Annotated in this window: 31 protein-coding genes and 1 pseudogene; 23 read left to right on the forward strand and 9 right to left on the reverse strand. The window is 56.3% G+C overall.

The genetic code is table 11. The annotated features are described in order from the left end of the window. Window positions 1-182 precede the first annotated feature (182 nt). From AX768_RS02055 to AX768_RS02095, 8 genes are all read left to right on the forward strand, one after another. Window positions 183-1,529: an ISL3 family transposase gene (locus AX768_RS02055; RefSeq protein WP_061998568.1), complete on the forward strand. Its 1,347-nt coding sequence runs from the start codon at window positions 183-185 to the stop codon at window positions 1,527-1,529. A gap of 395 nt (window positions 1,530-1,924) precedes the next feature. Next, a complete protein-coding gene (locus tag AX768_RS02060) occupies window positions 1,925-2,533 on the forward strand; it encodes a hypothetical protein (RefSeq protein WP_155524153.1) in 609 nt (202 codons plus the stop codon). A 57-nt stretch (window positions 2,534-2,590) separates the two neighbouring features. Continuing rightward, on the forward strand, window positions 2,591-3,340 hold the full coding sequence (locus AX768_RS02065) for a hypothetical protein (protein WP_061998570.1): 750 nt from the start codon (window positions 2,591-2,593) through the stop codon (window positions 3,338-3,340). 416 nt (window positions 3,341-3,756) lie between these two features. Continuing rightward, window positions 3,757-4,560, forward strand: a complete 804-nt coding sequence (locus AX768_RS02070) for a hypothetical protein (protein ID WP_061998571.1) — start codon at window positions 3,757-3,759, stop codon at window positions 4,558-4,560. After that, window positions 4,557-5,474 carry a hypothetical protein gene (locus AX768_RS02075; protein WP_061998572.1) on the forward strand — a complete coding sequence of 306 codons (918 nt, stop codon included), beginning with the start codon at window positions 4,557-4,559 and terminating at the stop codon, window positions 5,472-5,474. Before AX768_RS02070 ends, AX768_RS02075 begins: the two co-directional genes overlap by 4 nt. Window positions 5,475-5,590: 116 nt before the next feature. After that, complete coding sequence (locus AX768_RS02080) at window positions 5,591-5,968, forward strand: hypothetical protein (protein WP_061998573.1); 378 nt, start codon at window positions 5,591-5,593, stop codon at window positions 5,966-5,968. A 126-nt stretch (window positions 5,969-6,094) separates the two neighbouring features. After that, a complete protein-coding gene (locus tag AX768_RS02085; protein WP_061998574.1) occupies window positions 6,095-7,441 on the forward strand; it encodes an ISL3 family transposase in 1,347 nt (448 codons plus the stop codon). A gap of 608 nt (window positions 7,442-8,049) precedes the next feature. Next, window positions 8,050-8,721: a hypothetical protein gene (locus tag AX768_RS02095; RefSeq protein ID WP_155524154.1), complete on the forward strand. Its 672-nt coding sequence runs from the start codon at window positions 8,050-8,052 to the stop codon at window positions 8,719-8,721. Between the two features lie 636 nt (window positions 8,722-9,357). On the opposite strand, the gene AX768_RS02100 is transcribed toward AX768_RS02095, so the two are convergent. The 3 genes from AX768_RS02100 to AX768_RS02110 all read right to left on the reverse strand — a co-directional run bounded on the left by AX768_RS02100 (window position 9,358) and on the right by AX768_RS02110 (window position 11,594). Further along, window positions 9,358-10,134, reverse strand: a complete 777-nt coding sequence (locus tag AX768_RS02100) for an HNH endonuclease (protein ID WP_172811910.1) — start codon at window positions 10,132-10,134, stop codon at window positions 9,358-9,360. Between the two features lie 33 nt (window positions 10,135-10,167). Then, window positions 10,168-10,530 (reverse strand): hypothetical protein, encoded by a 363-nt coding sequence (locus AX768_RS32520; protein ID WP_155524155.1) that lies wholly within the window; start codon window positions 10,528-10,530, stop codon window positions 10,168-10,170. Window positions 10,531-10,613: 83 nt separating this feature from the next. Then, window positions 10,614-11,594: a hypothetical protein gene (locus tag AX768_RS02110; RefSeq protein ID WP_061998579.1), complete on the reverse strand. Its 981-nt coding sequence runs from the start codon at window positions 11,592-11,594 to the stop codon at window positions 10,614-10,616. A 713-nt stretch (window positions 11,595-12,307) separates the two neighbouring features. Between AX768_RS02110 and AX768_RS32525 the strand changes: the two genes are divergently transcribed. From AX768_RS32525 to AX768_RS32530, 5 genes are all read left to right on the forward strand, one after another. Continuing rightward, window positions 12,308-12,610, forward strand: a complete 303-nt coding sequence (locus AX768_RS32525) for a hypothetical protein (RefSeq protein WP_155524156.1) — start codon at window positions 12,308-12,310, stop codon at window positions 12,608-12,610. 550 nt (window positions 12,611-13,160) lie between these two features. Continuing rightward, the gene (locus AX768_RS02125; protein ID WP_155524157.1) at window positions 13,161-13,490 is read left to right on the forward strand and encodes a hypothetical protein; all 330 of its coding nucleotides are present in this window, start codon (window positions 13,161-13,163) and stop codon (window positions 13,488-13,490) included. Window positions 13,491-13,947: 457 nt separating this feature from the next. Continuing rightward, complete coding sequence (locus AX768_RS02130) at window positions 13,948-14,580, forward strand: hypothetical protein (RefSeq protein ID WP_061998583.1); 633 nt, start codon at window positions 13,948-13,950, stop codon at window positions 14,578-14,580. Between the two features lie 88 nt (window positions 14,581-14,668). Then, the gene (locus AX768_RS02135) at window positions 14,669-14,950 is read left to right on the forward strand and encodes a hypothetical protein (protein WP_061998584.1); all 282 of its coding nucleotides are present in this window, start codon (window positions 14,669-14,671) and stop codon (window positions 14,948-14,950) included. Window positions 14,951-15,080: 130 nt separating this feature from the next. After that, the gene (locus AX768_RS32530; RefSeq protein WP_155524158.1) at window positions 15,081-15,218 is read left to right on the forward strand and encodes a hypothetical protein; all 138 of its coding nucleotides are present in this window, start codon (window positions 15,081-15,083) and stop codon (window positions 15,216-15,218) included. A 21-nt stretch (window positions 15,219-15,239) separates the two neighbouring features. On the opposite strand, the gene AX768_RS02140 is transcribed toward AX768_RS32530, so the two are convergent. Further along, the gene (locus tag AX768_RS02140) at window positions 15,240-15,548 is read right to left on the reverse strand and encodes a hypothetical protein (RefSeq protein WP_061998585.1); all 309 of its coding nucleotides are present in this window, start codon (window positions 15,546-15,548) and stop codon (window positions 15,240-15,242) included. Then, window positions 15,548-15,808 (reverse strand): hypothetical protein, encoded by a 261-nt coding sequence (locus tag AX768_RS02145; protein WP_061998586.1) that lies wholly within the window; start codon window positions 15,806-15,808, stop codon window positions 15,548-15,550. The genes AX768_RS02140 and AX768_RS02145 overlap by 1 nt, the downstream gene beginning before the upstream one ends. A gap of 823 nt (window positions 15,809-16,631) precedes the next feature. Between AX768_RS02145 and AX768_RS33590 the strand changes: the two genes are divergently transcribed. The 3 genes from AX768_RS33590 (at window position 16,632) to AX768_RS02165 (ending at window position 18,678) form a co-directional block, all read left to right on the forward strand. Continuing rightward, window positions 16,632-17,147 (forward strand): zinc ribbon domain-containing protein, encoded by a 516-nt coding sequence (locus tag AX768_RS33590; RefSeq protein WP_231941299.1) that lies wholly within the window; start codon window positions 16,632-16,634, stop codon window positions 17,145-17,147. Between the two features lie 285 nt (window positions 17,148-17,432). Then, entirely contained in the window at window positions 17,433-17,708 is a 276-nt protein-coding gene (locus AX768_RS02160) for an NINE protein (protein ID WP_082778725.1), read from the forward strand. Between the two features lie 286 nt (window positions 17,709-17,994). After that, entirely contained in the window at window positions 17,995-18,678 is a 684-nt protein-coding gene (locus AX768_RS02165; RefSeq protein WP_061998589.1) for an SOS response-associated peptidase, read from the forward strand. A gap of 313 nt (window positions 18,679-18,991) precedes the next feature. On the opposite strand, the gene AX768_RS02170 is transcribed toward AX768_RS02165, so the two are convergent. After that, window positions 18,992-19,291, reverse strand: coding sequence for a hypothetical protein (locus AX768_RS02170; protein WP_061998590.1), 300 nt, complete (start codon window positions 19,289-19,291; stop codon window positions 18,992-18,994). Between the two features lie 182 nt (window positions 19,292-19,473). Here AX768_RS02170 and AX768_RS02175 point away from each other — a divergent pair, with 182 nt between their 5' ends. Together AX768_RS02175 and AX768_RS02180 are read left to right on the forward strand one after the other, a co-directional pair. After that, entirely contained in the window at window positions 19,474-19,761 is a 288-nt protein-coding gene (locus AX768_RS02175) for an AbrB/MazE/SpoVT family DNA-binding domain-containing protein (RefSeq protein WP_172811912.1), read from the forward strand. 4 nt (window positions 19,762-19,765) lie between these two features. Beyond that, entirely contained in the window at window positions 19,766-20,104 is a 339-nt protein-coding gene (locus AX768_RS02180; protein WP_172811913.1) for a type II toxin-antitoxin system PemK/MazF family toxin, read from the forward strand. Window positions 20,105-20,570: 466 nt separating this feature from the next. On the opposite strand, the gene AX768_RS34370 is transcribed toward AX768_RS02180, so the two are convergent. Both AX768_RS34370 and AX768_RS02195 read right to left on the reverse strand, forming a co-directional pair. Further along, complete coding sequence (locus AX768_RS34370; RefSeq protein WP_061998593.1) at window positions 20,571-20,936, reverse strand: DUF4145 domain-containing protein; 366 nt, start codon at window positions 20,934-20,936, stop codon at window positions 20,571-20,573. 296 nt (window positions 20,937-21,232) lie between these two features. Further along, a complete protein-coding gene (locus tag AX768_RS02195; protein ID WP_061998595.1) occupies window positions 21,233-21,502 on the reverse strand; it encodes a hypothetical protein in 270 nt (89 codons plus the stop codon). Window positions 21,503-22,024: 522 nt separating this feature from the next. On the opposite strand from AX768_RS02195, the gene AX768_RS02200 reads away from it, so the two are divergent. From AX768_RS02200 to AX768_RS02215, 4 genes and pseudogenes are all read left to right on the forward strand, one after another. Then, window positions 22,025-22,720, forward strand: a complete 696-nt coding sequence (locus tag AX768_RS02200; protein WP_197672642.1) for a reverse transcriptase domain-containing protein — start codon at window positions 22,025-22,027, stop codon at window positions 22,718-22,720. A gap of 81 nt (window positions 22,721-22,801) precedes the next feature. Further along, complete coding sequence (gene istA, locus AX768_RS02205; protein ID WP_062000707.1) at window positions 22,802-24,322, forward strand: IS21 family transposase; 1,521 nt, start codon at window positions 22,802-22,804, stop codon at window positions 24,320-24,322. Beyond that, window positions 24,315-25,109: an IS21-like element helper ATPase IstB gene (gene istB / locus AX768_RS02210; RefSeq protein WP_061998597.1), complete on the forward strand. Its 795-nt coding sequence runs from the start codon at window positions 24,315-24,317 to the stop codon at window positions 25,107-25,109. Before istA ends, istB begins: the two co-directional genes overlap by 8 nt. A 5-nt stretch (window positions 25,110-25,114) precedes the next feature. Further along, window positions 25,115-25,828, forward strand: a pseudogene (locus AX768_RS02215) (reverse transcriptase domain-containing protein); the annotation flags it as partial. On the opposite strand, the gene AX768_RS34375 reads toward AX768_RS02215, so the two are convergent. After that, window positions 25,791-26,219: a hypothetical protein gene (locus AX768_RS34375; protein ID WP_442857249.1), complete on the reverse strand. Its 429-nt coding sequence runs from the start codon at window positions 26,217-26,219 to the stop codon at window positions 25,791-25,793. The pseudogene AX768_RS02215 and the gene AX768_RS34375 sit on opposite strands and share 38 nt — an antisense overlap. On the opposite strand from AX768_RS34375, the gene AX768_RS34085 reads away from it, so the two are divergent. After that, window positions 26,185-26,313, forward strand: coding sequence for a hypothetical protein (locus AX768_RS34085; RefSeq protein ID WP_257722381.1), 129 nt, complete (start codon window positions 26,185-26,187; stop codon window positions 26,311-26,313). The two genes, AX768_RS34375 and AX768_RS34085, sit on opposite strands and share 35 nt — an antisense overlap. The last annotated feature ends 38 nt before the right edge of the window (window positions 26,314-26,351 follow it).

Genomic DNA, 26,351 nt, shown 5'->3' on the forward strand with positions numbered 1-26,351 from the left:
ACCAGCAGGCAGACGCAAACCAAGATTGGCCCAAGGACGTTTTGAGTGGAACTTGACATCAAGTACCATAATGGCCTCCGCTGTTTCCCATCAGATTCTTTGTAAGCCGACGGCCATGTCGACGCGTTGCGAAGAAGTGATGGTAGGCAGTAGTCGCCCTTATCTGAATCGAGGAATCGTCTGTGAGTGTTGCCGTTGAAACCCTGTTTACTTCCGCGTTGGGTCTGCAAGCTCCGTGGATGGTATCCAGAGTTGAGCTCGATACAACCAAGCGCCGGATCGATTTCGAAGTGTCCTGCGACGCGAAAAAGTTACCGTGTCCAGCATGCGGGGTGAACGGACAAGGCATCCATGATCGGGTCAGACGTGACTGGCGTCATCTCGATTTTTTCCAGTTCGAGGCATGGCTGCACGCCGACGTGCCGCGCGTCGATTGCAGTGCCTGCGGCAAGACCACGGCTGTGGAGGTTCCGTGGGCGCGGCCGGGCAGCGGCTTCACCCTGCTGTTCGAGGCGCTGGGCCTGTCGCTGTGCCAATCCCTGCCGGTCGCGCAGGCGGCCTCCCTGTTGCGGGTGAACGCCAGGCGGCTGTGGCGCCGGATCGAACACTATGTCGGGACGGCGCGCGCCAGGCAAACGATGGACGGGGTCAAGGTGATCGGCATCGACGAGACCAGTATCAGACGCGGCCATGATTACGTCACGGTGGTACATGACCTGGAAGCGAAACGCCTGCTGTTCATGACCGAGGGCAGCGACCACAAGAGCGTCACCGAATTCAAGGCCGACCTGGTCGCGCACGGCGGCAATCCTGATGAGATCAGGCACGCCTGCATGGATATGGGCGCCGCCTATATCAAGGGCGTCACCGAAGCCTTGCCGCAAGCGCAGATCAGCTTCGACCGGTTCCACGTGATCGCCCTGGCCAACGAGGCGATGGACGAGGTGCGGCGTGAAGAGATGCGGGAACAGCCGGAGCTCGTGCGGGCTGCGCTGGGGACCCAGCGCAAGACGATCCAAGGCCTGATGTGGGGCATGCGCGGCAATCCCGCTGACTGGAACAGGGATCAAATCAATACGATGCACCGGTTGCAGCGCTCGAACCTGAAGAGCGCACGGGCTTGGCGCCTGAAGGAGGGGTTGCGTACGGTCTACAGCGTGGCCGTGCAGAGCAACTGTGCGCAGACAGCCGAGGAGATGCTCAAGGGCTGGATCTCATGGGCGAAGCGTTGTCGGCTTGAGCCGTTCAGGCGGCTGGCCACGACGCTCAAGGAGCGCCTGCCGGGCGTCGTGCGCGGCATGCTCGACGGTCGCAGCAATGCCTATGTCGAGGCGATGAATGGCATGCTCCAACAAACCAAGCGGGCCGCGCGCGGATTTCGAACCGTGAAGAACTTCGTGGCCATCGCCTACCTCCGCATGTCCAGGCTAAAACATTTGCCGCAAAACCCTTTGCGTCCCGCCGCCTCGCGTGATCAAGGGATTAAACGCTATCGCGCCGGCCGTCAAGTTCCACTCAAAACGGCATAGAGCCCCAAGATTCTTGCCCTGCGGTCCTGCGGTTGCAATGATGGCTGATTGAACTCAGATAAGTATGATTGTCGTAGGCAACGGGCTGACCCAATGGGATCGTCAAGACAGGCGGATCTTGCCCCGCGGCTGCGGTCGAGTCGGCTGTTAATACGTTATCTGGTAGCAAGCCTGGCGGCTTTGGAATCTGAACCAGTGATCTCAGCCAAGACGCCAATTCTTCGCCATTGTGTCTGCTCGCTGCTTTAATATTACGCATGCTACCCAAAAACACGATCGAACGCTTCTCCAAAGAGCTTCTCAGTCTAGACTTGCCTAAGCACCATTCTTCTTTCACATGGAAGGGGCAAGCACTTCGTCCCGCTTGGAACGCGCGCGTCGAACTCGAGCGAGCCATGAAAAGTGCCTTGTCTTCTACGCATGCTTTAACGGTTCGAAATGCGGCGGACCAGATTCATCGATGGGGATTCGGCAGGAGCCTGCCGTCGGTGATCGATCACCACGACTGGTTTGCCAAGCTTCAGCTATCGTCGGCCGTATGGGGTAATTCCGAGTCGACTGCGGCGCAGCTAGTTCAAGCCTGCGCAGCGCTGCATGAAAAAGGGATAAAAATTGCCCGCGTCAGCAAATGGCTGTGCTTCATCGATCAGCAAAAATTTGCGATCTATGATTCGCGCGTTTCGATTGCTCTCAGAGGATGCCGTGACAATGAGGGTAAGCCCGCTTTTCCGATCGTCCCGCGCCGACTATTGAAGCACAAAACATCTTGGCCTGGATCCGGTATGCCGACCAGCCCCTTGCGATCCGCAGAAATCTACGTCGATTACGTATCGTTAATGCAGGAAACCGCCAAGCTGTTGAATAAAAATAAAGTCGGAGAGTTGGGTGGGCTTTACGAACCCGACAATATCGAGACCGGCTGGTGGCCAGCACACGTTGAGATGGCGTTGTTCATGGCTGGTGACGTATGGCCGCCAAAATTGACTATAACGGGACCTCATTGATAAATCCGCAGCGATAAATTGCACCTAACTATTCATGTATGTGTCACGGATACCATCATGAGCAACTTTGCCGAAGTAGATAGAGAATATCGTAAAGCCATAGCGGCACCTGGGCGGGAGTTGCTGGCCGCGTTCGATGCGGCTCGCTCCGTTAAGCATGTCGATTGGGGCGGCGTTGACATAACGAATGCGATACTTTTGCGCGTTAAAGCATTTTCAGACTCTCAACAACAGATTAAAGCAGGCCTCAGTAAGGGTGTCGCATCCGCGGCCGCGGATATATTTGTTGAGTGCGTATGCTTTTACCTAAAAATCGCTGTCGAAAGACAGGACCTCAAGCTCATAGTCGCCTCGGAAAAAGCAATAACGACGGGGCGGAAGGCCTTGCGACCAGATATCACGGTATGGCGGGAAGGCTCGCTAATCGCTGCAATTGAATGCAAAACCCAACTGGGATGGAATCGCAACGGGTGGCGAGATGACTTCAACGATCGCGAAGCACGACTCCGATTGAGCTTTCCCGGGGCAAAGCTGTTTTTGCTCGTCCTTACTGGGGGCAATTGGCCGGGATTTGCCGACGACTCGCGGCTTGGCCACCAATTTTTCTTGTTGCTCCGTGATAAGTGGTATGGCGAATTTGACTTACCCACGGATCAACACTTGCTTTTTCATTCGGTCGAACAGCTTTTTCTGGTTCTCTTTTCGCATGCGGCAAACACCCCCGCATCACCGATGCATCAGACTACATCGTCGCCTTCGCCGAGGATACGAGAAGCGAGCACCCATCAGGGGGAAATCGGCATCTAGCTTGTTAAACCACGCTTGGACGACCCGCACAACTTGTTGTTAGCTGCGGCTATGATTGGTTTGCTGGCGTGTGGAACGACATGTTATCGGCTAGCTGCTCCAATCTTGAACGGGTAATCCGCGGGCAGCTCCGTAGAAATCTGCGTCGAACATGTGCCAATTTATCTGGAGGCGGCTCCCTCGCAATTGCTGCGAATGCACTCGGGTGGAGGGTGCTCACAATACGGCGTTGCTTACCGCTCTGATTGACTTAAGCGTAGGTGCGGCCCGGGTTGCCAACGACTTCACTCGATTAACTAAGTAACCCGCCTGCTCTTGCCGTCCAAGCGGTGTTGGTAGGATATGCTTGCGCGAATATTTCTATGCGCGCTTCGGTTTATGGTAACCGGGGCCAATGCGGTTCGGAGAATTGCTTGATGAGCGTCCCCATCCTAGACACGTCCGCGTGGCGAGAGTTTCGCGGTAAGCCCAGTAGCGCCGGCGCCAACGAGACCGTGCATTTGGCGAAGATCGCTGACTCGACTGGCAAACTGCGAGATTGCTTCGTCAAGCTCTTGCCGCTCAATTATCCTTCGCTTTTGGGAGAGGCGATTGGGTGGCTGCTCGCTCGCTCATCGGATGTCTCGTGCGTGTCCTTTGCCGCGATCGTTCTTGTCCCACTCTCAGAATTACGCAAGAGCCTGATTTTGCCTGCCGCCTTTGACGCGATGCACGAGTGCCCGGCGTGGTGCTGCGAGATCGTGGCAGGGAAGTCTTTGCGGCAAATAAACAAGTGGGCTTTCTGGCTGGCCCGACGCAACTGCCTGCTTAGCAAAGATGCCCGGAAAATCGCGTCGTTCGACGTTTGGACCGACCTTAGAGACCGTAACTTCGGAAACGTGATTCGAGCTCCGGGCGGCGGCTACATTTCAATCGATCACGAGACAATATTGCACGACCTTCTCTGGCCGCCATCGGGGAGAATTTTTCAACCGCGAAGTTTGCTAGCGGAGGCCAAACAGCATCTGACGGTCACACAATTCCAGCGTTTTCAAGTTGAAATGGCCGACGCTGCTCAAAAGCACGCCGAGGGGTTGGCGGCCGTGCGCGCTGACTTGGCCGACATCGTCAATAAGATCTATCCAAACTTGGCAGCCACCTTGGTCCCTGCTGCTTTAGCCGCGCTAGACCAGCGGGCACAAGCGGGCTGGCTTGCGAACGAATTGGGGGTGGTCGCATGAACTCATCGATAACGTCATTTGATGGGGACTTTTCTCACCTCAGAAGCTTTGCGGCGACAACCCCACAGCCCGCGTTTTCGGGTGTTTGGAGCACCGTCGAACTGCAGCCCGATGTGTTTGCGCCTCAGCAGTTCACGATCGGCGTCGTCGTCCAGCCTCTCAACGGTCGCCTTCACTTTAAGCTTCTCGACGACTTCAAGAAATTTGAGTGTATCTATCACGATCAGTTTCCGCAAAAGTCCGTTCGCGAAATTCTGGCTTACGCTGAAGAATCCTTGCGCCGAGCCGTCCAAGCAAAGGCAGCGATTCCAGATGTAGTCTTTGAGACGTCATGTTTGAGTCTGTCCGCTCCACGATACACGTCCGGAGAGGATTGCGAAGCGACTGTGGAGCGGCTTTTCGCAGAAGTAGTTGTCATGGCGTTCACGAGCGCGAAGAACGGGCGTGAATTCGTTTCGATCGACACGCCCCAAGCCCGAAAACTCGTGAACAAAGAGCTCAAGCGTATCGCGCAAATGGATTATGAGCTCATCGTCAATCAGAACAGCCAGGGGATCATGCTAGAAGAAGGCGGGTCGAAGCATTTTCTCGATCTGAACTTGCTGACTGGGGCCGCTTGCGGCAGCGTGACCTCAGCTGTATATAAAACTTCGCAAACTGTCGAACTGAACTTGCTCAAATCGAGCCGTGATTTAACTACCTATTCCCGTATCCGCAAGGTCGACAACATTGGCCTCTTTTTGCTAATACCGGAAGCAAGCTCCATCGATGCCAAGGATTACAAGCGGATCGAGAATGTCATTGGCGAGCACGAGTGGAAGTTGGAGCAGGATGGATTCCGGGTTGTAAGCTTACCTTCACCCATTGATCTGGCAAAAGAAATCTACGACTGGGCCAAGCCTACCTTTGCGTAGAGGACAACTTCGGGGGAGGGGCGTCGTGGGTAGCCTCCGCAAAACATCGGGATCTGGATCACTTATTCACGGACGGCTGAGAAGTTCGGTGAATAAAGTGAATTTGGAGAACATGAATGGGTAGTGCGATCGAAGAGATCAGCGAGGATCGTCCATCGGACGAGCATGATCAGTCCTCCATTTGGCTGGATTGTGCTCGCAAGGTGTTGCTCGCTGGCGCGTTTCTTATTGAGAACGGCTACGGAAAGATGGGCCTTATGCCCTACGCTTACGCCACCGGCCATTGGCGCTGCCAGTTTCACCCCCTGGGTAAGCCAAGCAAACCACTATACCGCTACACCATCGCCAACGAACATCAGTTCCTTGCTTCGCACTGCGGGGGCTCGGTGCGCAAGGCCATCAGTCCCGAGAAGCTTGCTCAAGCGATTTTGGTAAGCGTGTCGGATGATCTTAAGGAGGCGTGCTGGCCCAAGGACGTTTTGAGTGGAACTTGACATCAAGTACCATAATGGCCTCCGCTGTTTCCCATCAGATTCTTTGTAAGCCGACGGCCATGTCGACGCGTTGCGAAGAAGTGATGGTAGGCAGTAGTCGCCCTTATCTGAATCGAGGAATCGTCTGTGAGTGTTGCCGTTGAAACCCTGTTTACTTCCGCGTTGGGTCTGCAAGCTCCGTGGATGGTATCCAGAGTTGAGCTCGATACAACCAAGCGCCGGATCGATTTCGAAGTGTCCTGCGACGCGAAAAAGTTACCGTGTCCAGCATGCGGGGTGAACGGACAAGGCATCCATGATCGGGTCAGACGTGACTGGCGTCATCTCGATTTTTTCCAGTTCGAGGCATGGCTGCACGCCGACGTGCCGCGCGTCGATTGCAGTGCCTGCGGCAAGACCACGGCTGTGGAGGTTCCGTGGGCGCGGCCGGGCAGCGGCTTCACCCTGCTGTTCGAGGCGCTGGGCCTGTCGCTGTGCCAATCCCTGCCGGTCGCGCAGGCGGCCTCCCTGTTGCGGGTGAACGCCAGGCGGCTGTGGCGCCGGATCGAACACTATGTCGGGACGGCGCGCGCCAGGCAAACGATGGACGGGGTCAAGGTGATCGGCATCGACGAGACCAGTATCAGACGCGGCCATAATTACGTCACGGTGGTACATGACCTGGAAGCGAAACGCCTGCTGTTCATGACCGAGGGCAGCGACCACAAGAGCGTCACCGAATTCAAGGCCGACCTGGTCGCGCACGGCGGCAATCCTGATGAGATCAGGCACGCCTGCATGGATATGGGCGCCGCCTATATCAAGGGCGTCACCGAAGCCTTGCCGCAAGCGCAGATCAGCTTCGACCGGTTCCACGTGATCGCCCTGGCCAACGAGGCGATGGACGAGGTGCGGCGTGAAGAGATGCGGGAACAGCCGGAGCTCGTGCGGGCTGCGCTGGGGACCCAGCGCAAGACGATCCAAGGCCTGATGTGGGGCATGCGCGGCAATCCCGCTGACTGGAACCGGGATCAAATCAATACGATGCACCGGTTGCAGCGCTCGAACCTGAAGAGCGCACGGGCTTGGCGCCTGAAGGAGGGGTTGCGTACGGTCTACAGCGTGGCCGTGCAGAGCAACTGTCCGCAGACAGCCGAGGAGATGCTCAAGGGCTGGATCTCATGGGCGAAGCGTTGTCGGCTTGAGCCGTTCAGGCGGCTGGCCACGACGCTCAAGGAGCGCCTGCCGGGCGTCGTGCGCGGCATGCTCGACGGTCGCAGCAATGCTTATGTCGAGGCGATGAATGGCATGCTCCAACAAACCAAGCGGGCCGCGCGCGGATTTCGAACCGTGAAGAACTTCGTGGCCATCGCCTACCTCCGCATGTCCAGGCTAAAACATTTGCCGCAAAACCCTTTGCGTCCCGCCGCCTCGCGTGATCAAGGGATTAAACGCTATCGCGCCGGCCGTCAAGTTCCACTCAAAACGGCATAGAGCCGGCGTGCTCGGGGGAGCCGAGCCGTGAGATTGTGGCCTGGGTCGCGGACCTTAAACGGCAGCTAGATCTAGGGCGCATCCCGGAGGCGTTTGGTGAGTATTTTGGCGAGCGAACGAGGTGGAGGCTTGCCGACCCGGTAGCCCATGCCGACGGTCTGTCGATGCCTGCCATGCCGGGGTTCGTTATGCCGGGCGAGGAACGTTCATGCCTTGACGACCCATTCTGGTCCGCGGCCGAACTCAGATACAGGAGGCTGGCCAAGGCGATCTGCGTGACTCTGCCGAGCTATGCTCTCCTTGACGACGATACGTGCTTTGTTATTGGCAACCGCCTGCGCCGCGACATGGCGGATGCACCGCCCTTCGAAGCCATGCGCCTGCTTCGCGCACCATTGGAGCCTTGCACATTGAGGCCGGCAAATTGGAATACGACCAGCAAGGGTCTCGCGACTTAATGGTCTCCAAAGAGCCATCGAGTGATCCGACGATGAAGCGGGCGACCCGGCTGTTGGCGATGGTCCACGAGCTGCATAAGGCCGGCTTTCAACGGCTTCGCATTGCAGCAGGATGGGGATCCTCTCGGGCAGCAGTGGCGTGCGTGCCTGATGCCGGCGAGCACCGTCTCCGAGGACGGCTGGAGTCCTGTCTCTCAATCCTTGCGTGCGGATTACTCTTCTGGGCAAGGCAAGGCCTACTTCGGATGGAGCGATGCGGCGTCGGATGACGCTCGAACCCTTGCGACCAAATTCTTGGAACGGTTTCCCGAATTCGCAAGCCGTTGCCGAGGTCAGGACTGGCCCTATGCAGGGTGGTTTGCGATGGTCCTGGGACGGGCGGAACTTGGCGAACTACCTGCGTTCTATGGTGGTGGACCGCTTAGCAAAGATTCAGATATGCCGCCGCCGCCTTTGGGAGTGGCATCTCAACCCTACCGGGACTTTATATCCACAACGGGGCATCCCCTGATCCCGAACTACGAGTTGGCGCTTAGTGACCTACCGCCTGAAGGCGCATCGTATGAGGCCATTTGGCCATTTTGCCTTAGTTACGATGGCTACAAGGGCGGTTTGGTCAGCATCGACGAATGCTTTGCAGTGGCGACAAAGACGGAGAGAGAGGGGCTTTTGCGCGCGAGCATTGATGAGCTTCGAACAACCGCTTTCATTCACCAGCGCAAGCTCAAGAATCAATCGGATATGGAACCAATCGACGACAGCGCTGTGTCGCTTGTGGTGATTCGATCCGTGGTCGAGGAGCTGCGCCGAAGGATGATATGAAGGCGACGCGTCGCATCCAGAGGGATAAATCTTTAAGGCAAAGCATTTCTTCGACGCCACGCAGATCTATCGGTGAACTGACGAGGTGTAGTCGGGAACAAAGCCGTTCGGGGCGATGACGCGGAGGAAGCGCTCGCACAGTGCCTTTCGTTCATGAAGAACGACTGAGTCTCCGCACGATTTATCGATTCCAGGCTGGCAAGTGTTTGCGCAACAGACCATCCTCCATTCGCCTAAGCGCGAGCGCTGTTGGCGCATCGGCTGCGATGTCAAATTCCGCGGCCAATAGCGGCGTAAGAGTCGATAGACCCGGAAGTATTTCACGCCGAACTGCTTCTCGATCACCGCGCCTATAGACGTCGTGATCCAGTGTTGTGCTATGTGTCCGTGCGCTGGGGCAACCCTCGAACGACCTCGGCAATTCAAATCAAGGCTTCCTGCGACGAAGCAGATGGGCGACCGCTAACGGGCATCTACTCAAGCGATGCGAGGCCGCTCCTTTAGTCCGAGCTCGCCCTTCTTCGACTCAAAAACATTCTGTATTTGCATCAGCCGCAGACAAGTAATCCCTCGGGCATTGCGGCAATCAGATTCTTAAACGACTGCTATGTTCGATCTAGTTTTTCGAGATGAAGCTTAAGGTAGGCAGCCTGTTGCGGGTTTAGGGACTTTCGGAGGTTGGCTGGTTGGTATGTTTAACGCTGCGCGATCTGCCTCTTCAATTCTATCTGAGATAAGCATCCTTCCTGTCTCAGGATCGAATGCGATCAGATGATTGTCGAAAAGTTTGTCAAGCGTTCCGACTAGCGGCAGTCCGTTGCATGGATCCAAGCGCTCTCGGTCACTGCTTTCGATCCATGATTTTGCATGGCTCGCGACTAGAACCTGCGGGATTGTCAATCCAGTAACCGCGCATGCGCCATCCCATAAAGCTAGCATGTCTCTGCGGTATGCACCCTGGCCGAGCCGAGCCTTCACAAGAACATCGCGCTCCGTTGCATTTAGATCTTTGCGCTGAGCCAGCGCTTCAAGGTCCCCATGGGTTGATTCGCTTTCATCCGGCGGAACGGTCAAATTCGCGTAGAAAAACGCCGCTTCACGGACTTGCGAGTAGTCGGCTACATTCCAACAAGGTTCTCGCTTCCTCTGGAGATGAGCATAGCCGTCTTGTTCGTGGCGTGTTAGCACTCTCATGAAGGGTGCCATTCGGGTAACGAGAGAATTGTTTGACAGGCCAATCCTATAACCTTTCGCCATCGGCCTGATGTAGATCGTCCCGAACTCAGGACTTTTGAGGGCGATGTTTTTCAATTCTTCTTTCTGCTGATGTGGCCGGATGAGTGGAGCGCCTAGCACGGTGTTTAACTCCTCCGCTAGTGCCCAAACTTGTTGTTTGACCTGATCCGTTTTCACTCGTCTTCTCCAACTAAGCGGCGATTTCAACATTTAATTGAACCTCATTGCCTTGCTCCAAGTAGCAAAAACGTGAAGCACATCAGGCGCGCCAAAGTTCGCGGCGTCGCCGTTTCTCTCGCTAACCACAGCTACGCCGTTTAGCCAATCTTGGCGAGCATCGTAGGACAGAACAGCCAGTGACTGTTCCGGCTGCTGCTCGGCATGAACGGTCAATGCGACAGTGGCAAGCAGAAGGGCAGTAAGCAGCGCTTTCATCGGCAGGCTTTCTCGAAGCGGTAAGGCATCCAGATTGTCAGCACCGGCACGGCGCCTGCATAAGACTTTATCACCTTGTCGTTGGGACTTTCCCGCGTGGTTACGCAACCGTGAAATCTTCATGGCGTTGGTGAGCATTGCCTCGGAGTCTGCGGTCGGCGAGACGCAAGTAGCGCCGCAAGTCAGAGGCGAACGTGCGAAGCGGGCCTCCCGCGGTGGTTTTAGATCCGAGCAACTCTATACTCGAGCGGGAGGGCAAAGCGCTCACGCAATACATGCAAATATGCTGCGTCGGACGCAGACAGGCTGTTGCGCCCGACCACCACTAAGCGTGTGGGGAGCCGCTGCAGCTTTTGAGGATAGAACCCATATTCTAGGAGTTGGCCGACAGCTAGCCGCAAAACTGTCCTCGGCGCGAGGTCAGACTTGATCTCGAAGAAAATGAGATCTTCGCTGGTTTCAACCGTTACGTCGACATAGTTCTCTTCGCACACGATCCGCGCTGAGGGGAACTCGATCGCCAGCTCCGACATCAGCAGGGCTTGCATACGCGCGTGTTCCGGCGTGCAAATGACCGGACCTACCGCACGGCGCAAATATGACTGAGTCTGTGGCGGAGACGGTCGGCTCATGCGATGATGGCGAGAGACTTCGTCGCCTTCCTGCGGCAGCGTATAGAGCTGGTAGCGATTCAGTTTGAAGACGGGGTCTGTGCCACTCGCATATGCACTTGCGTTGTATTGCTCCACGTTCTCCACGCGAAATCGAACATTGACAATGAAGGGAGCCCATCTATTGTCATCAAAGGCACTGACATTACCGTTGACGCCTTCAATTTCCCGCTTCATCTGATCTAACCAACCATTGCGTCTGAATGCATCCACGGCTCCGGCGGCCTGCTTGTCGTCAAGGCATTCGGCTTCCCGTATCGTTGCGACATACCTGCGATGTTTGTTAGCTTCGATCGTGAAGGCCGTGACGTCAAAGGGTTCGCCAATTTTTAACAGCGCTCGCCTACTCTTGTTGACGCCTTGCAGGAACGCGTAACGCCAGCCATCCATTTGCCACTCCCCTCTAAATAGCCAGTCCTCGAAGCCGAAGCCGTTCAGCTTGTTGAAGCTGTTGGATTCTTGGTGGCGAGCTTCGCCAGTCGGACGCTGCCATCCTGACGAATTAAAGGAGATCCGGGTCAATTTCTTCATAGAATGTTCTTATGGGGTCTCGAAACGGGAGCCGTCGGCGACACGCATTATAAATTTGCACCATGGCGAGGAGTGTTTGGAGTTGCATGGCGCAGATTACTTTTCTACATGTCGCTGTTCGTGGATGGAGCGATCGTCGTCATTCTGCCGTATGAAAACTCCGACGCGGCGAGAATAGATGACCGATTGGAGTTTGAGGCGATGCTCCTCAACGTCGCCACTGTTATGCGACCTTTGCCGCAGCCGTTTTCACGGGAACGTTTCGTCAGGCAGGCGAGGGCGCGTAATCCAGCAGAATGGCATCCTGCAATCGATTTCGGACCGCCGCAGAAGACGCGCGGAAGCCGTCCAGGGTGAAATTGCCGTGATTCGGTAGCACGGGGCCTTCTCTCGGGGCAGCCGAGAGAATGATCGTATATTCCGTCAGAAAACTTAGTAAAGAGTGTTGCCGCGTCTACTTGAGCGTGCCGTTCATCGCCAGTATCACGGCTCGAGAACCGTAAGAGCAGCAAGTCGATGGGAGTGAGCGAACAGGCCCGTCAAGCAAATCAGAACGCGCAAAAAGAGGTCGATGATCGGGCTTAAGAAAATCACTCCGGGCAGGAATGGCGGGTCACGCAATCAAACAGTCCGACCAGGGGTAACGCATCCGCTGCGGATCTGTTGCCGGGTCGGCATAATGCAACCTCCAGCCAACCAACCCGAGTGCGCATATGAAACTTCTGGATGTCAGAATCGAACCAAAAATCTCCGACTTGAAACTGAATGAGAACGGTCTTCGGAATTACCGCCTCGAAGTAGAAATCGGCGAAGGAGGTGTGCACGAAGGCACCGTTACACTCCACCTGAATCAAGTCAGCCAAGAGGAGGATTCGTTCCGTTATGCCTGTAATGTCACTGTGGACAACAGTGTTGGATGGGGAGTCCGCGCCACTCAGCGCGCAATAGACATCGCGTTTGATACGTTTCACGCAGGGCACTATGCCGCCCATTTCGACATGATAGTAGACGACTGAAGTTTCTGATTCCGATCCGATGCTCGGTTGGGATACGGTGCTCGCTTACTTCTTTTCTGATGCAAACTCCTCACCTCCTCGGTGACCAATCTGGAACCAAACGACGTTCAAAGGATTGTCGACTTGCCTTGATGCAATGATCCCTCCACTGACTGCAGATCCGATAACGGGGGAGTCGGGGCATTTTCTTCAGGGCAGGCGAAGTTCGCGTGCGGTCTTGCGATAGTAGTAGGTTCAGGTCGGATCGGTTCGACTTGTCGGCGTTCAAAACCTCGGCGCTGGCCTTTATTGCCTCGATTGTGTCCTGGTCGGATGCCTGAACGATCAGCGCTTCGAACGCCGCGTTATGCGAGAGACCTGCCTTGCTGGCGAGCCTGCTGGCTTTACAGGCAGCTACGTGGAATGCGCAATGGGCAGTCATCTGGGGCGGACGTGAGACACCGCTCTAACCATTCAACTATCATCTTGTGAAGCTGAGCACGGCGGATCGCGGTGGTCTAACTTCTCTGTCGTGCCTTGCCAAAAATGTCGATACGGAAGGGAGATGACGATGGACGCAGCCGAACGCGAGTTGCTGGCGCTAGCCACATCCGAACGAATGGCTGAGAACCTATCGAAGATTGTCGAGATTCAAAGTCGGCAGCTTGATGAGGTGCTGACACGCGAGCGACGCCAAGAATGCCGGTGTCCCAGAGGCGTGTGGCTGCGGGAATTGGTCGTGATGCTTGCCGCTGCTGCGATATTTTTAGGAGCGGTCGCTGTTTCAAGCAAGCTTCTATTGTGGATCGCGTCGGGGATACGACAAGGTCTCGGCCGCCGCGGTTTTGTCAGACGTTCGCAAATGCGATCGGAAGCTCGACCTCTTAAGTTGAACGCCTAGCAGTGAGTCGGGCAATCGAGACCTGGGCGGCTTGCCGCTACTCAAACGCAAGGCTCTCATGCGTGACAGCTTCGAGGACATGGGATCGCTTGTTTTTCACCAACGGCATTGTGGGCGCCGGCGAATGGGTGTTTGAGCAAGTCGTGTTTCACGGCTTCGAAGGCATGCTTGCTAAGCGCCTCGACTTGCTTTACAGCATGGCTCGGACCCACGAATGGCGGAAGATCAAATATGCTGACTAAGGTCGGTCGGTCGGTCGGTCGGCGGCGCTTGGGTTTCGTTAAGGTGATTGGCAAGGAGGCGTTATGACCGCGCTACCATGGCGTCACGTTCTCGGGTCCAAGTGATCTGCCGTTTTCGCGTAGCCTTCTCTGTCGTAGAATCACGATGGACAACGCGATTCACGGGGCAGTGCCGGGGAGTCCGTGCGGCTAATTTACACAAAAACATAAGACCAATGAAAAGCATCAAAAAAGTTTTACTTCGGACTGCCGCGGCACTATTCGTTCTGGCGTTGGGAATCGCCGCTATCTCCTTTACAGTTGCAACCTCACGCGATTTTGACCGCTTTAAAGAGGTCGCCTCTGGGCTTCATGGGATGAAGCCTGGGCAATCCCAGGACGAAATACTCTACGTTATGGGCAAGCCTGATTTTGTCCGAAAAGACATCGAGTCGCAGAAATTAAGCACGTCGGAGTTGCCCATCGGCACCAACATTAATGATTATCTAGTCTGGGAATGGCTGCCCAAAGCAGGCCATCCTAACAATCTCAGCGTTGAATACGATGCATCATCCAGGTCGGTTGTCATGGTTAGCTGCATCGAAAACCAATACATGCCTGCTTGCCAGACGATTGCCGGCATATCGTCTCTATCGATAGGCGGATCGGAAGATTACATCGAGCAGAGGCTGGGCGCGCCGGATAGCGCGAAGCTAACACATCACGAAGATGGCGAGGAAACAAAGCTGTTGTCTTATGACGCTCTTGGACTGTATTTCACCATGAAAGCGCGACACATCGCCGTCATTAGCAAAGCTGAAGCTGACCCTGATTTCGTGTGGTGGTTCCGTCACAGCCAGTCATGGTGATCCACCTCGGCAGCACAAGGCTCGGTTTCAACGACGGATGGTATGACCCGATTATTTAATCTTTAATGATGTCAAATCGGAGTTGTTGATGGACTACCTTGAGCGCTCGTATCACCAGCCTTTCGGCCCCGACAAAGAAGCCTACTGGACCGACAGGCTATCCGGTGAGATAGCGCCCGGTTTGGGGTCTAGCGCCGCGCCTTCGCAAGCCAGCAATCGGGCTCAGGAAAACCACAGTGGAAATTTCGTCAGGGATAATCGTGGCACGTCGATAGCCATTGCTGCCATCGCGATCGGCCCACTGATTTATTGGGGCGTCAACGAGGTGATGAAGAAGATTCTGCCGCGTCCTGAGCGGCCTGAAAAGTAACTGATGAGATGAGCATCCAGGATGCACTTAGCCGTCCCGCATCCGCGGCGTCGCATGTCCATGAGCTTGACTCGATGCGGCGCGTTTGCTCCTATACTGTGATCGTGTCGCAACCACAAATAGGAAGATCATGACCAAGAGCAGCCCGCACGAAGACGCCGAGGACAATTATGACGATCCGGTCGATTATTACGATGACATCATCGAGGACGCATCGGACCCTGAACCGGACGATGACGATTCCGATGACGGCGACGAGAAAGCTTAGCCGCTTCGCATGAGCGGCTTCTTATGCCTTAAGCCAGGCTAGTCGCTCGACGTTCAGGTCCAGCTTGATAACCGTGCGGTAGGCGTTGCGTAATTCTGACCACTCATATCGAACACTTCGGCGAGCTCCAGCGAGAGATCGAAGAGTGGCGCAGCGGCGCCATTGATCTCTTGCCAAAAAAACATACGGGCTACCCAAGTGTCGCGGCATAAGACGCAGCACGTCGTGTGCAATCTTCGAGAGCATGCCGCTCATGCACAGTTCGTTTGCCTTATCCCACTCGAGCGTAACCAGCGCATCGATCTCCATGTTGGTTTCAAGACCGAACATCACCGCTGCCGGGCGGGGCCGCGTGGCTTCTCTAAACCGACTCTGAGCTCGCCAAGCGTCATGCGCTCTTGCGGTATCGTGAAACGCATCAGTGGCACTTCTGGAAACTGGAAATAGCGGGCTTGATTGCCATAGCGCGTTGCCTCACTTGCGTCGAGCTTATCAAGCAACCGACCGAACACCCTGGGGAAGCGCCACCCTCCTATCGAAATATCGATTAAAGCCTTCCTCGCGGCATTTTCGCCCGCTTCGCGGTCCATCTCGTCTATGCTTTCCCCGGCCCCGTTAATGATATTGGAAATACGTGGGGCTCAGGCTCCTGGCATTTTGCCCACGAGCGTATTCGGTAGTCCCCATTTAGATTGATCCGACTATATCAGAACGTCCTGCGCTCACTGAGGCGCCTCACTTGCGGAAGCAGCCCTTCCGCGGTTTCCATGTCCGAGCGACTCTATACTCGGGCGTGAGGGCAACCCGTGCCTATCAAAAGTTGTTTTCACGGCAGCTCGCCCTATGAAATTCAGTCTTTATTTCATCCCAACTCCAGGCATTTCCGCGGCAATCCTAAACCATTTATTAAAAAAGCTATTCCTCTATTTCATGCCGAGCGTGTGAAACGTAGTGCAATTGCAGACCCGTCTCAGCGCCCATGAAGATAGACCAGACGCGCTATCACCTAGCACCACGCCCGCCGATTCCCTCCCGGTAAGTTAGTGAGCACCTCTTAACCGTAAGCCCGCACAGAGCGTTCTGACGGCTCGATTCCGACCGCGCTGAACCTCTCAAGCTCAGCCCAATGCTGGCCCGGTAAGAAAAAAGACACGAAAGTTTTCTCTGGACCCGCCGCGACGATAAAAGCGAAAACCAAAATCAGCGCAATCGCATAGATAAGCCATACGCATTCACATACCTGATACGGATCGGATAGCGGACTCGGCTTCATAAGTGATTCAGGCTGGGGGCGTAGCGAAAAAATTTCGCAATTAAAGTTTTTGCGCTAATGACCGATATTTACGCTGATTGCAAGCAGCTCGGACGCGTATGTCATGCTCGTCAACGAGAGCCAATGCAAAGCATGGTGCGATGCTAGATAAAAACTATATTTCAGAGGCCGTGATGTTTCTTATTCCAATTGTGTGGGTGTTTTGCGTCATCCTGGCGGCTTTGATCGCTAGCTCAAAAAACAGGAGTGCTGGAGGGTGGGCATTACTCGCGTGCTTGTTCGGCATCTTCGCCGTTATAGCGGTCGCTTGTTGCGGAAAGCTTCCAAGCGCATTAGAAAAGATTGCGTTGGCGGAAGCAGCGCCGCGACTGAACAAAACTTGCCCGCGATGCGCTGAAAAAGTGAAAGCTGCCGCGTTGGTTTGCCGTTTTTGCCAATATGAGTTCGACCTCGAAACGGTTCCTGCCGTCGAAGCACCGGACATGAATCCAGACAATTTCCCTTGGACGAAAATCGAAGACTACGGCGCAGGCTTTGGCGTGTATCGTTACAAAGGCGACAAGCTCGTATATGAGTCGACAGGGACAAAATGGAAAGGCAATGTATTTGCGACTCCGGGCGAAGCAATCGCCGCCGCTACTAAATACCACGCATAGCGCCCTTCGCATTTCATTCAACTAGTTCAGGCTCAGGCTCAGCCGGTGGTTTCTTCTTGGGTGCCGGCAGCAGGCTCGCTAGAACGCCTTGCCGCGTGTGCTGTTCCTGCAATAGCACACGCGTTCCGTCAACGAATTCGACGGTCAAACAAATCAACGAGGGAATATGTCGCTTATCAATTGCCCGGAGTGCAATTCGTCCATATCAGACCGTGCTGGTTCATGTCCGGCGTGCGGCTATCCTATTGCTGGGGGCGTCACTCTCACCCCCCAGCTGTTGCCAGCATGCCGTTTGTGCAAGTGGTAACTGTGGCGAAAAGCCGAGGCGCTTACATTATTCTCGGTCTACTGCTCGGTGGTCTTGGGATACATGACTTCTATGCGGGTTACAACGGGAGCGGCGCGGCGAAGCTAGGGATTCTCTTTGTCCCGTTCTTGCTGGACGCGTCGACAGGGTTCGTCACTGGCTTTAGCATGATCGCCGGCGTGATCAATGCGATTTGGGCGCTAGCCCAGATATGCACCGTCAAAACGGACAAAGCCGGCAACGCTATGTCGTGACCGGGCGACCCCTTGAAAGCTGTGGATTACACCGGTTAACCATTCCGATCGGCTGAATAAAGTAGGGCTGCTTCGCGCCTCCTTCGAGCCACCCACTCATACCAGCCCGCGCACGTCCGGGTGTCGAATACGTAATTTCGCTCATGCCCGACGCCGTTTATCCGCCGGAGATTTCGCGGCCCAGCTGGAACGTGGCGCCGGGCAGCATGCAGCCCGTGATCTTCCCGGACGGGCCGCGGCTGGAACATTTTGGGGCTATCGGCCGGCATTGGCGGCCGCTCGAAAAGTGCCCGTGTTGGTCAACGCGCGGCTCGACAAGGCGAATAGCTCAGCCTGGAAGGACATGTGGAAGAGCAGCCGGGTGATTGTGCCGGCCGACGTCTGGTATGAGTGGGTGCTCGAGGAGGGCGCCAAGCAGCCGTATTTCATCCAGCCGCTCGACGGCAAGCTTCTGTTCCTGGCCGGACTCTCGACCATCCCGCCAGGCGGCGAACACCACGATGGCAACGGCTTTGTGATAGTGACGGACGCCTCGGACGCCGGCATGCTCGACATCCACGATCGCCGGCCACTGGTGCTCACGGCCGAGGAAGCGAAAGAATGGCTGGAGCCGGAGAACACCTTCGAGGAGGCGAACCACCTGGCCAACACGGCCGCCACACCGGTCGAGGCGTTTCGGTGGTTTCGAGTGAGCAATGGCGTGAACAGGGTGGGTAATGATGAGCCGGCGTTCACGAGCCCATCGATCGAGATTAGGTTGCTGTGTGCGGGAGACAGCAAACTTCGACCTCTGCGCCGTTGGCTCGTAGTATCAACTCGCGTAATCTGCGAAATGCAAGGCGAGAGGCGCCTGCGCTTTTATAACAAGAGCTTCCAAAATGAGAAAAACAACCCTGTTTGCGGCAGCATGCTTGATTGCCGTCACCAACTGCTACGCAAAAATCACATATTTCGCCTGCGATATAGATGAAGGCGGCGAAAACTCCAAGCACATGGATCTCGCGTATGACGACCAAGCGGGGACTGTCAGTTATGACGTGCCGGCTGCAGGGATCAGGCGGCATGATCCGGCTAGCGTAACTCCGGACACCCTTAATTTTACGGCCGGAGGAATTCTCAACCACTCGATAAACCGCGTCAGCTTGGCTATCGTAGAAACGTCCAAATACTCGCCGAACCTATCAAGCAAGGGCACGTGTTCTATCGTGAAGGCCGCGGCAGGCGCGCAATTCTGAAGGCACTGAGAGCAACCTCTCTAATCGACTTCAGCTAGTTCTGCAGGATCATCTTCCCCGCGGCGATTGGTCGGGACATACAGCCCCCGGAGATTGCCAAAGCGTGAGCGCTCCGTCACGTAAAGCATGCGTGTTTTTTCCATCGCGACAAGCTGTCCTCGCCCCTCTTCTCCCCACACCTTGAGAATCGTCTGGGAAATAGTCCTCTAGCTCATAGATGAGGTTGCGGTTGTGCTGGATCTCAAGGAGTAGGCGTTCGACGTCCTCATTGCCGCGGTAAAGCTTCCAGAAGCGGCGCATCTCCTTGAGATCCACGGCGGCGAAATGGGGGAGCGGCTTCTTGGGCATGACCACACCGAAAATACTGTATAAATGAACAGTATATAGCGGGCGGGAAGCAGGGAAAAGTATACACGCCGTAGACACGCTTGCGAAACGTATCTATACTGTATCTACGATGATCAAACGAGGAGCCGATCCAAATCTAGGCGCTAAACGCAAGGCCAATGGCCACGGAATGGAGTCCGAATATGGCAACGCAACAAGTGAAGCGGTGGGGCAACAGCCTGGCCGTTCGTATTCCCGCAGGGCTCGCAGACACGCTGCATCTGCAGGAAGACACAGACATAGAGGTGAGCGCGCAGGATGGCGCTCTGGTGATCAAACCAGCGGGCGTAAAGAAGTTCTCGATGGCGCGCTTCCTTGAGGAAGGTCCGGCGCGCAGGCGAGCACGGCAGGAAGAGCCGCTGCCGGACGATGAGCCGATGGGCTCTGAGGCTGGTGGACCGGACGATCCCGCCCGCAATGACATGTGGTGAGAGATTGGACGATCGTATTCCAGAGGAAGGTGAGGTGTGGTGGGTGCAGTTGGCCCCGACGATGGGAACGGAGCAAAGCGGCAAGCGGCCGTTCCTCGTCCTGAGCCCGAAACCCGTGAATGACGTAATCGCGCGGACGATTGGCGTAACGATCTCGAGGACGAATCACGGGTGGCAGACGGAGATTCCTCTCTCGACGCTGACTCACCCATGTGTAGCCCAGGCGGACCAGATTCGCACGCTTGATTTCGAGGCGAGAAAGGCCGAGTTTCGTGGCCACAAGGTGACGGAAGCGGAGCTGGAATCGGTCAGGGAAGCATTGCGGCCGCTGGTCGGTTTGTGAGGCATGGAGGCTCGAAAACGGGCCTCTTTTGTCGAGTTAGCACTCCTTGGCCAACGCCCTTAGCGGTGCCGTCATAATCCATTGATTAATAAGGTATTTAATGCACTTATAGGGCGGCGCCAATAGCGACGCAACTATAAGCGAACTCTCAGGGCAAAGTGTAAGAACGAGAGCAGCATACCGAGCGCAAAACACCGTGTTTGGGACGCATCAAAACGCGCTGCGACAGTCCCCTCTTAGATCACGATAAGCAACGGTAGCAGCAGACGCCCCGATCGCTCAGAGCGTCTCTAAACACGTCTATACCAAGAGCGAATCCCGCATATCATCTCCGCATAAGTCGAGACAATCGATCACGACAAATAAGAGAGAGAAACACCGATCCAACCAGTCAATTGCGACTCAAGCGATATGGCGGTGTGCCTGACCTCGCTTTTCTACCTGAACGACGCAAGCGAGGAATGACTCAGGACCTAATCGGATTGATCGGCGGTGGCGCTTTCGCAGTCGAGGACGTCGATACCAAGCCAGACTCAACAGCAGCCTTGTGAGCTGTCGTTTTCCCCCTCGTAACCCGTGCCGGCAAAACAAAAAGAATGTCCGCGAGCGCTTTCGCGAACTCAAGGCAACGCTTCGCATCCTCGGTAGTCGGCGGAATCGCTTTAACGTCCGCGTGACGCTGGTCGTTCGCGTCAAGCCGAACATCGTGCGCCCATTCGGCCATCTCCTTCGTCAGCAAGGTGCTCGTCACAGCATCATCAATACGCTTGTAGAGACTTCCTTCCGTAAGTCCACGCGCCTTCAACATAGCGTCTACCGCGCCTGCACTCATTCCCGTTCGACATCTCGGCGTTCCGAAAATCCAGGACTTTTTCGCCACACGCCGTAACTCCGCATGCGGCCAATGCAACGGCCAACCCGAGCAACGCCCTCTGTTTCATATTTTAGTTTCTCCGTTTTCGTCGCTTTCACCAAGCGGGCAATGCCGCGCGCGAACATGCGGATCGAATGATATCGTCGAAAACGAGACCGATTGAGCGAGACTTCACGCATGTGTTCGCTGCCGCCCATCCGGCGGAAAAACCGTTCGATAGCGGGTGCGCGCGGGCGCAGAGGCGAACAAGGCCGTCACATCCGTCGCGGGCGTCGCGCTGATATTTTGACCGGGACGGCCGCGGCCAATGAACGGTCGCAAAGCTCCTTGTCGTTTTCTGTGGCGATGGCGCCGTGGGTCGAAATAGCGCTGGCGATCTCCTCGGCGTCGAGGCGCGCCGCGCATCGGGGCAACAGTGCGCGGCCATGGATCTCAATGGCAGCTTCAACGTCTTTAAGAGGGGACGCCAACCCCAAGGCGTCGACGCACTCGGGTGTTGATTGATACGACAGCGCCAATCCCATTGCTCTTTGTCCATTGTTATGTGTGCCTTGCTAAGGCACGGTTGATTGGTCGGTGCAAATCCGACCCGGCCAACTCTCGCTCCGGCCGGAAGCACAAGGGGCGGTCCAGGAGGTAACAAATGGGCTGAAGCACTCTTTGAAAAGGCCTCGAAGGAGGTCAGCGGGCTCTGCGGGCCGCAACGTGAGTGAACACTGAGCAGGCCTCGAAAAATCGTTGTGGAAGCCGACTCGCCATAATAACGAGGAAGGCCGATGTCGTCGGAGAAGCGAGCGAGATACGCATCCGGCGGTTCCACCGGGGTAGTGGTGGCAGCACGCAGAGAAGCGATTAACCGTGCAACAAGGGAAGTCCGTGTCGGTGCGTGGCGGGCAGTCGCGCAACGGCAATCTCGTGAGAGATCGAGCCGGCCGCACGGATGGCGGATGGGGGCGTAGTAGTGATGAAGCCGGGTAACGCTGGTGGAGCCAAGGCCCCCTGTTTCAGAGCAAATGGCGGAAAGTGGAAAGAACCCAAGGATTGACGTGAGTCTACTAACCTTGCTTGATTCGGTTCGGACGCTACAGACCACATTGCAGACGAAAGCAAAGAACGAACCGGCTACGCGGTTCTACAGTCTGTGGGACAAGGTGTGCCGAGAAGATGTTCTGTTCGACGCCTATCGGCGCTGCCGCGCAAACCGCGGTGCGCCGGGAGTCGATCGAGAGCGTTTCGAGGATATCGAAGAACATGGACGAAACGACTGGCTGGAAAGATTGCAGCAAGAGTTAAAGGCCAAGACTTATCGGCCTCAGCCCTTGCTGCGCGTATGGATCCCCAAAGCTAGTGGTGGCGAAAGGCCACTCGGTATTCCAACTGTTCGGGACCGTGTGGTGCAGATGGCGGTATTGCTGGTAACAGGTCCGATCTTCGAAGTGGACTTGTTTCGCTGGCAATATGGCTTTCGGACGGGAGTGGACGCAAAGATGGCGTTACGGCGCATCCATTTCGGCATTGTCGATCGGGGTGCACGGGATGTTGTCGATGCTGACCTGTCTGATTATTTCAACACCATTCCGCATGGCGACCTGATGCGCTGTGTGGCTCGGCGTATAGCCGACGGCTCCGTGCTGTCGGTGATTCGCGACTGGCTAAACGCCCCTGTGATCGAACGCACATCGAACGGTGAGCGGCAATCCACGGAAGCTGTTGACGCCGACCCAAAAGTGATCCACTTATGATGGTTTCGCCGACTCAAAATTGACCCGGGCAATCAATCTAACCTGCTGCTTTTAGAGGCAGAGGTTTTGAGGATGATCCCGATGACAATGATTGGTAAGGTACGGCGAATGTTTCACCGCCAGGACAAGTCAGTACGCGAGATTGCGCGGCTCACGAGTTTGTCGCGCAACACGATACGCAAGTATCTGAAAGACGAAGTGCCGCAGGAGCCGAAGTACGAACGTGGGGTGGGAGCAACCAAACTCACGCCGTTTCACGATGGGCTGATCGAAGCGTTAGTCGTTGACGCACACCGGCCGAGGAAGGAACGGCGGCGCACGTGGACGCTGTTCGAGCAGATTCGGGCGGCGGGCTATGAAGGTTGCTATTCGCGGGTGACCGATTTTATTCGGGCGTGGCGGTGCGCCGAAGGTAAGTCGATTTCAACGAACGCGTTTGTGCCGCTGCGCTATGAGCTGGGCGAGGCGTTCCAATTCGATTGGAGCGAGGAAGGCCTGGTGATCGGCGGGATGTATCGCAAGCTGCAGGTCGCGCATACGAAGCTTTGCGCCTCGAGAGCGTTCTGGCTGACGGCGTATTTTAGCCAGGGCCACGAGATGCTCTTTGACGCGCACACGCGAGCGTTCGAGGCGCTTGGTGGCGTGGCACGCCGCGGCATCTATGACAACATGAAAACGGCAGTCGACAAAGTTCCGCGCAAAGGCAAGGGACGGCTGGTCAATGAGCGGTTCGCTGTCATGTGTTCGCATTATTTGTTTGAGCCGGACTTCTGCAACGTGGCCAGCGGCTGGGAGAAAGGCGTCGTTGAGAAGAACGTACAGGACAGCCGGCAACGGATCTGGGCAAGCGCGCGCGAGGAGCGCTTCGCAAGCCTCGCCGAACTGAACGCTTGGTTGGACTCGCGATGCCGGACGCTATGGGGCGAAGTGCGTCATCCGGACTACAAGGGCGTGAGCGTTGCTGACGTACTTGATCAGGAACGTGAGCATTTGATGCCCATGCCGGCACCGTTTGACGGTTATGTCGAGCGTCTGGCGCGCGTGTCGAGCACCTGCCTGGTGGTAATCGCGCGCAACCGCTATTCGGTTCCCTGCGAGTTTGCCGGGCAGATGCTGAGCACACGGCTTTATCCCACGCGGATCGTGGTGGTGGCGCAAAACATCGTAGTGGCGGGGCATGACCGGCTGGCTGGCGAGGGCCAGGTGCAGTACGACTGGCAGCATTACGTGACGCTATTGCAGCGCAAACCCGGGGCGTTGCGCAATGGCGCACCCTTTCTGGATATGCCTGAGCCGCTCAAACGCTTGCGCGTGGGGCTGCTGCGCGAAGCGGGAGGCGACCGGGTGATGGCGAAGGTACTGGCGCTGGTTCCGGCAAACGGGTTGGACGCGGTCTTGGCGGCAGTTGAATTGGCGCTGGAGCAGATGCCGTGCTCGGGGCGTGTGAGCGTGGAGCATGTGGAGAATGTGCTGGCACGACTGCGCGACGCGCAGCTTCCGCCGAAGATCGATACGCAGTTGCAGCTTTCGACGCCGCCATTGGCTAACACATCGCGCTACGACGGGTTGCGCAGCACGACCTCGGAGCTCGACCATGCGTGATCTGAGCGCCGAACTCAAACACCTGCGCCTGCACGGGATGGCCGCAGTCTGGGGCGAGCTTCTGGAGGGGGATGCGGAAGTTTCCTCGTTGAGCTGGCTGCTTGATCGTCTGCTTCAAGCCGAGACCGCAGACCGGGCGGTACGCTCGGTGAACAACCAAATGCTGGCGGCGAAATTCCCCATGCATCGCGATCTGGCGGGCTTTGACTTTGACGGTTCGCCCGTTGATCCAAAGCTCATCGTGAAGTTGGCCGAGACGACGTTCACCGAAGAGGCGCACAACCTGGTGTTCGTGGGTGGAACGGGTTCGGGAAAAAGTCATCTAGCGACGGCCATCGGCGTGTCGAGCATTGTGGAGCACGGCAAGCGTGTTCGCTTTTACTCAACCGTGAATCTGGTCAACGCGCTGGAGCAGGAGAAGGCACAAGGGCGTACTGGCCGAATCCTGGCGAGCATGCTGCGTCTGGACCTGGTGATTTGCGACGAACTGGGGTATTTGCCGTTTAGCCAAGCCGGCGGAGCGCTGCTGTTTCATTTGCTCAGCAACCTGTACGAGCACACGAGCGTAGCCATCACGACGAATTTGGACTTCGGCGAATGGGCGAGTGTATTTGGCGACGCAAAGATGACCACGGCCTTGCTCGACCGTCTCACGCATCACTGCCACATCGTCGAAACCGGCAATGAAAGCTATCGCTTCCGGCACAGCAGCTCCAACGCAAAGAAGCATATCCAGGCACGTGAGGGCATCGGAAAGAGCGGCGCGTCGAACAAGGGCGCGCCCTAACCCAAATGGCAGCGTCAGGAGTAAGTCGCTGCGGGCTACGCCCTTCGCGGCTTACTCCTGATAACGCTTGGCGTCAAAATGATCGAGGACAAACGAGACACAAAACCATAGACTTATCCACAATCGGCCGGTATTCAGACCGGTCACACCCTGGGTCAAAATTCAGTCGGCGCGGTGGGTCAATTTTAAGTCGGCGAAAACACACGGAAGCAAAGGACAGTCATCGAGGCACACCGCAAGGTGGCGTGATATCGCCACTGCTCGCAAACCTGTACTTCCGACGGTTCATGCTGGCTTGGTATGGCCACGGCTACGCCGATAAGTATCAGGCGGAAATCGTGAATTATGCCGATGACTTTGTGATCCTCTGTCGCGAAGGACGTGGTGAGGGAGCGATGGAAGCGATGCGGCACTTGATGGGAAAACTCGGCCTGACGGTCAACGAGAAGAAAACTCGGCTGGTGAAGTTGCCGGACGAGAGGTTTGACTTCCTCGGTTATACCGTCGGTCGCTTCTATGGTTTGGGAGGCCGTCCGTACTGGGGCACCCGGCCGTCGAAGAAGTCTATCAAGCGGCTGAAGGATGCGGTCCACGACGCCACAACTCGGCGTTGGAACGCCCTTGACGTAGAAAGTCGAGTCACGGAATTGAATCCGTTGTTGCGAGGTTGGGCCGGTTATTTTAATCAAGGCCCAGTGACGCGGATTTATGAAGATCTCGACCGGTACGTCGCGCGGCGCCTACGGGTCTGGTTGATGCGCAAACGCGGGAAGACGGGAACGGGGTACCGCCAATACTCTGACCAGTTCCTTTACGAATCATTGGGACTGATACGCCTCCGCACGCTTGCCGCCAACCGTTCGAACGCGAAGGTCTGATGTTCTGAAAGAGAGCCGGATGCGGGAAATCCGCACGTCCGGTTCGATGAGCGGGATGTGGAAACGGAGCTATGGTGAGGTTATTCGGGCACCGCCAGACGAAAGAGGCGGCAACAGACAAACCAACCCTACCGCCACCGCGCCACATCTCGACTCTACCCACGGCGGCAAGGTCCGAGCGAAAAAGCAACAAGTCGATGGCTTCGACATTGGACACTCGCGCGGCATGCATCAACGCGGTCTGGCCGTTTTCATCGCGCGCATCAGTCTCGCTCGTCGGCAGCAGGGCGCAGATCGTCTCGGCGCCGGAGCAATGCCACGAGTGATGCATGACGGCATTGATGAGCGGCGTGCGCCCTCTCTG

The sequence above is a fragment of the Burkholderia sp. PAMC 28687 genome, from assembly GCF_001577465.1.
GTDB lineage: Bacteria > Pseudomonadota > Gammaproteobacteria > Burkholderiales > Burkholderiaceae > Caballeronia.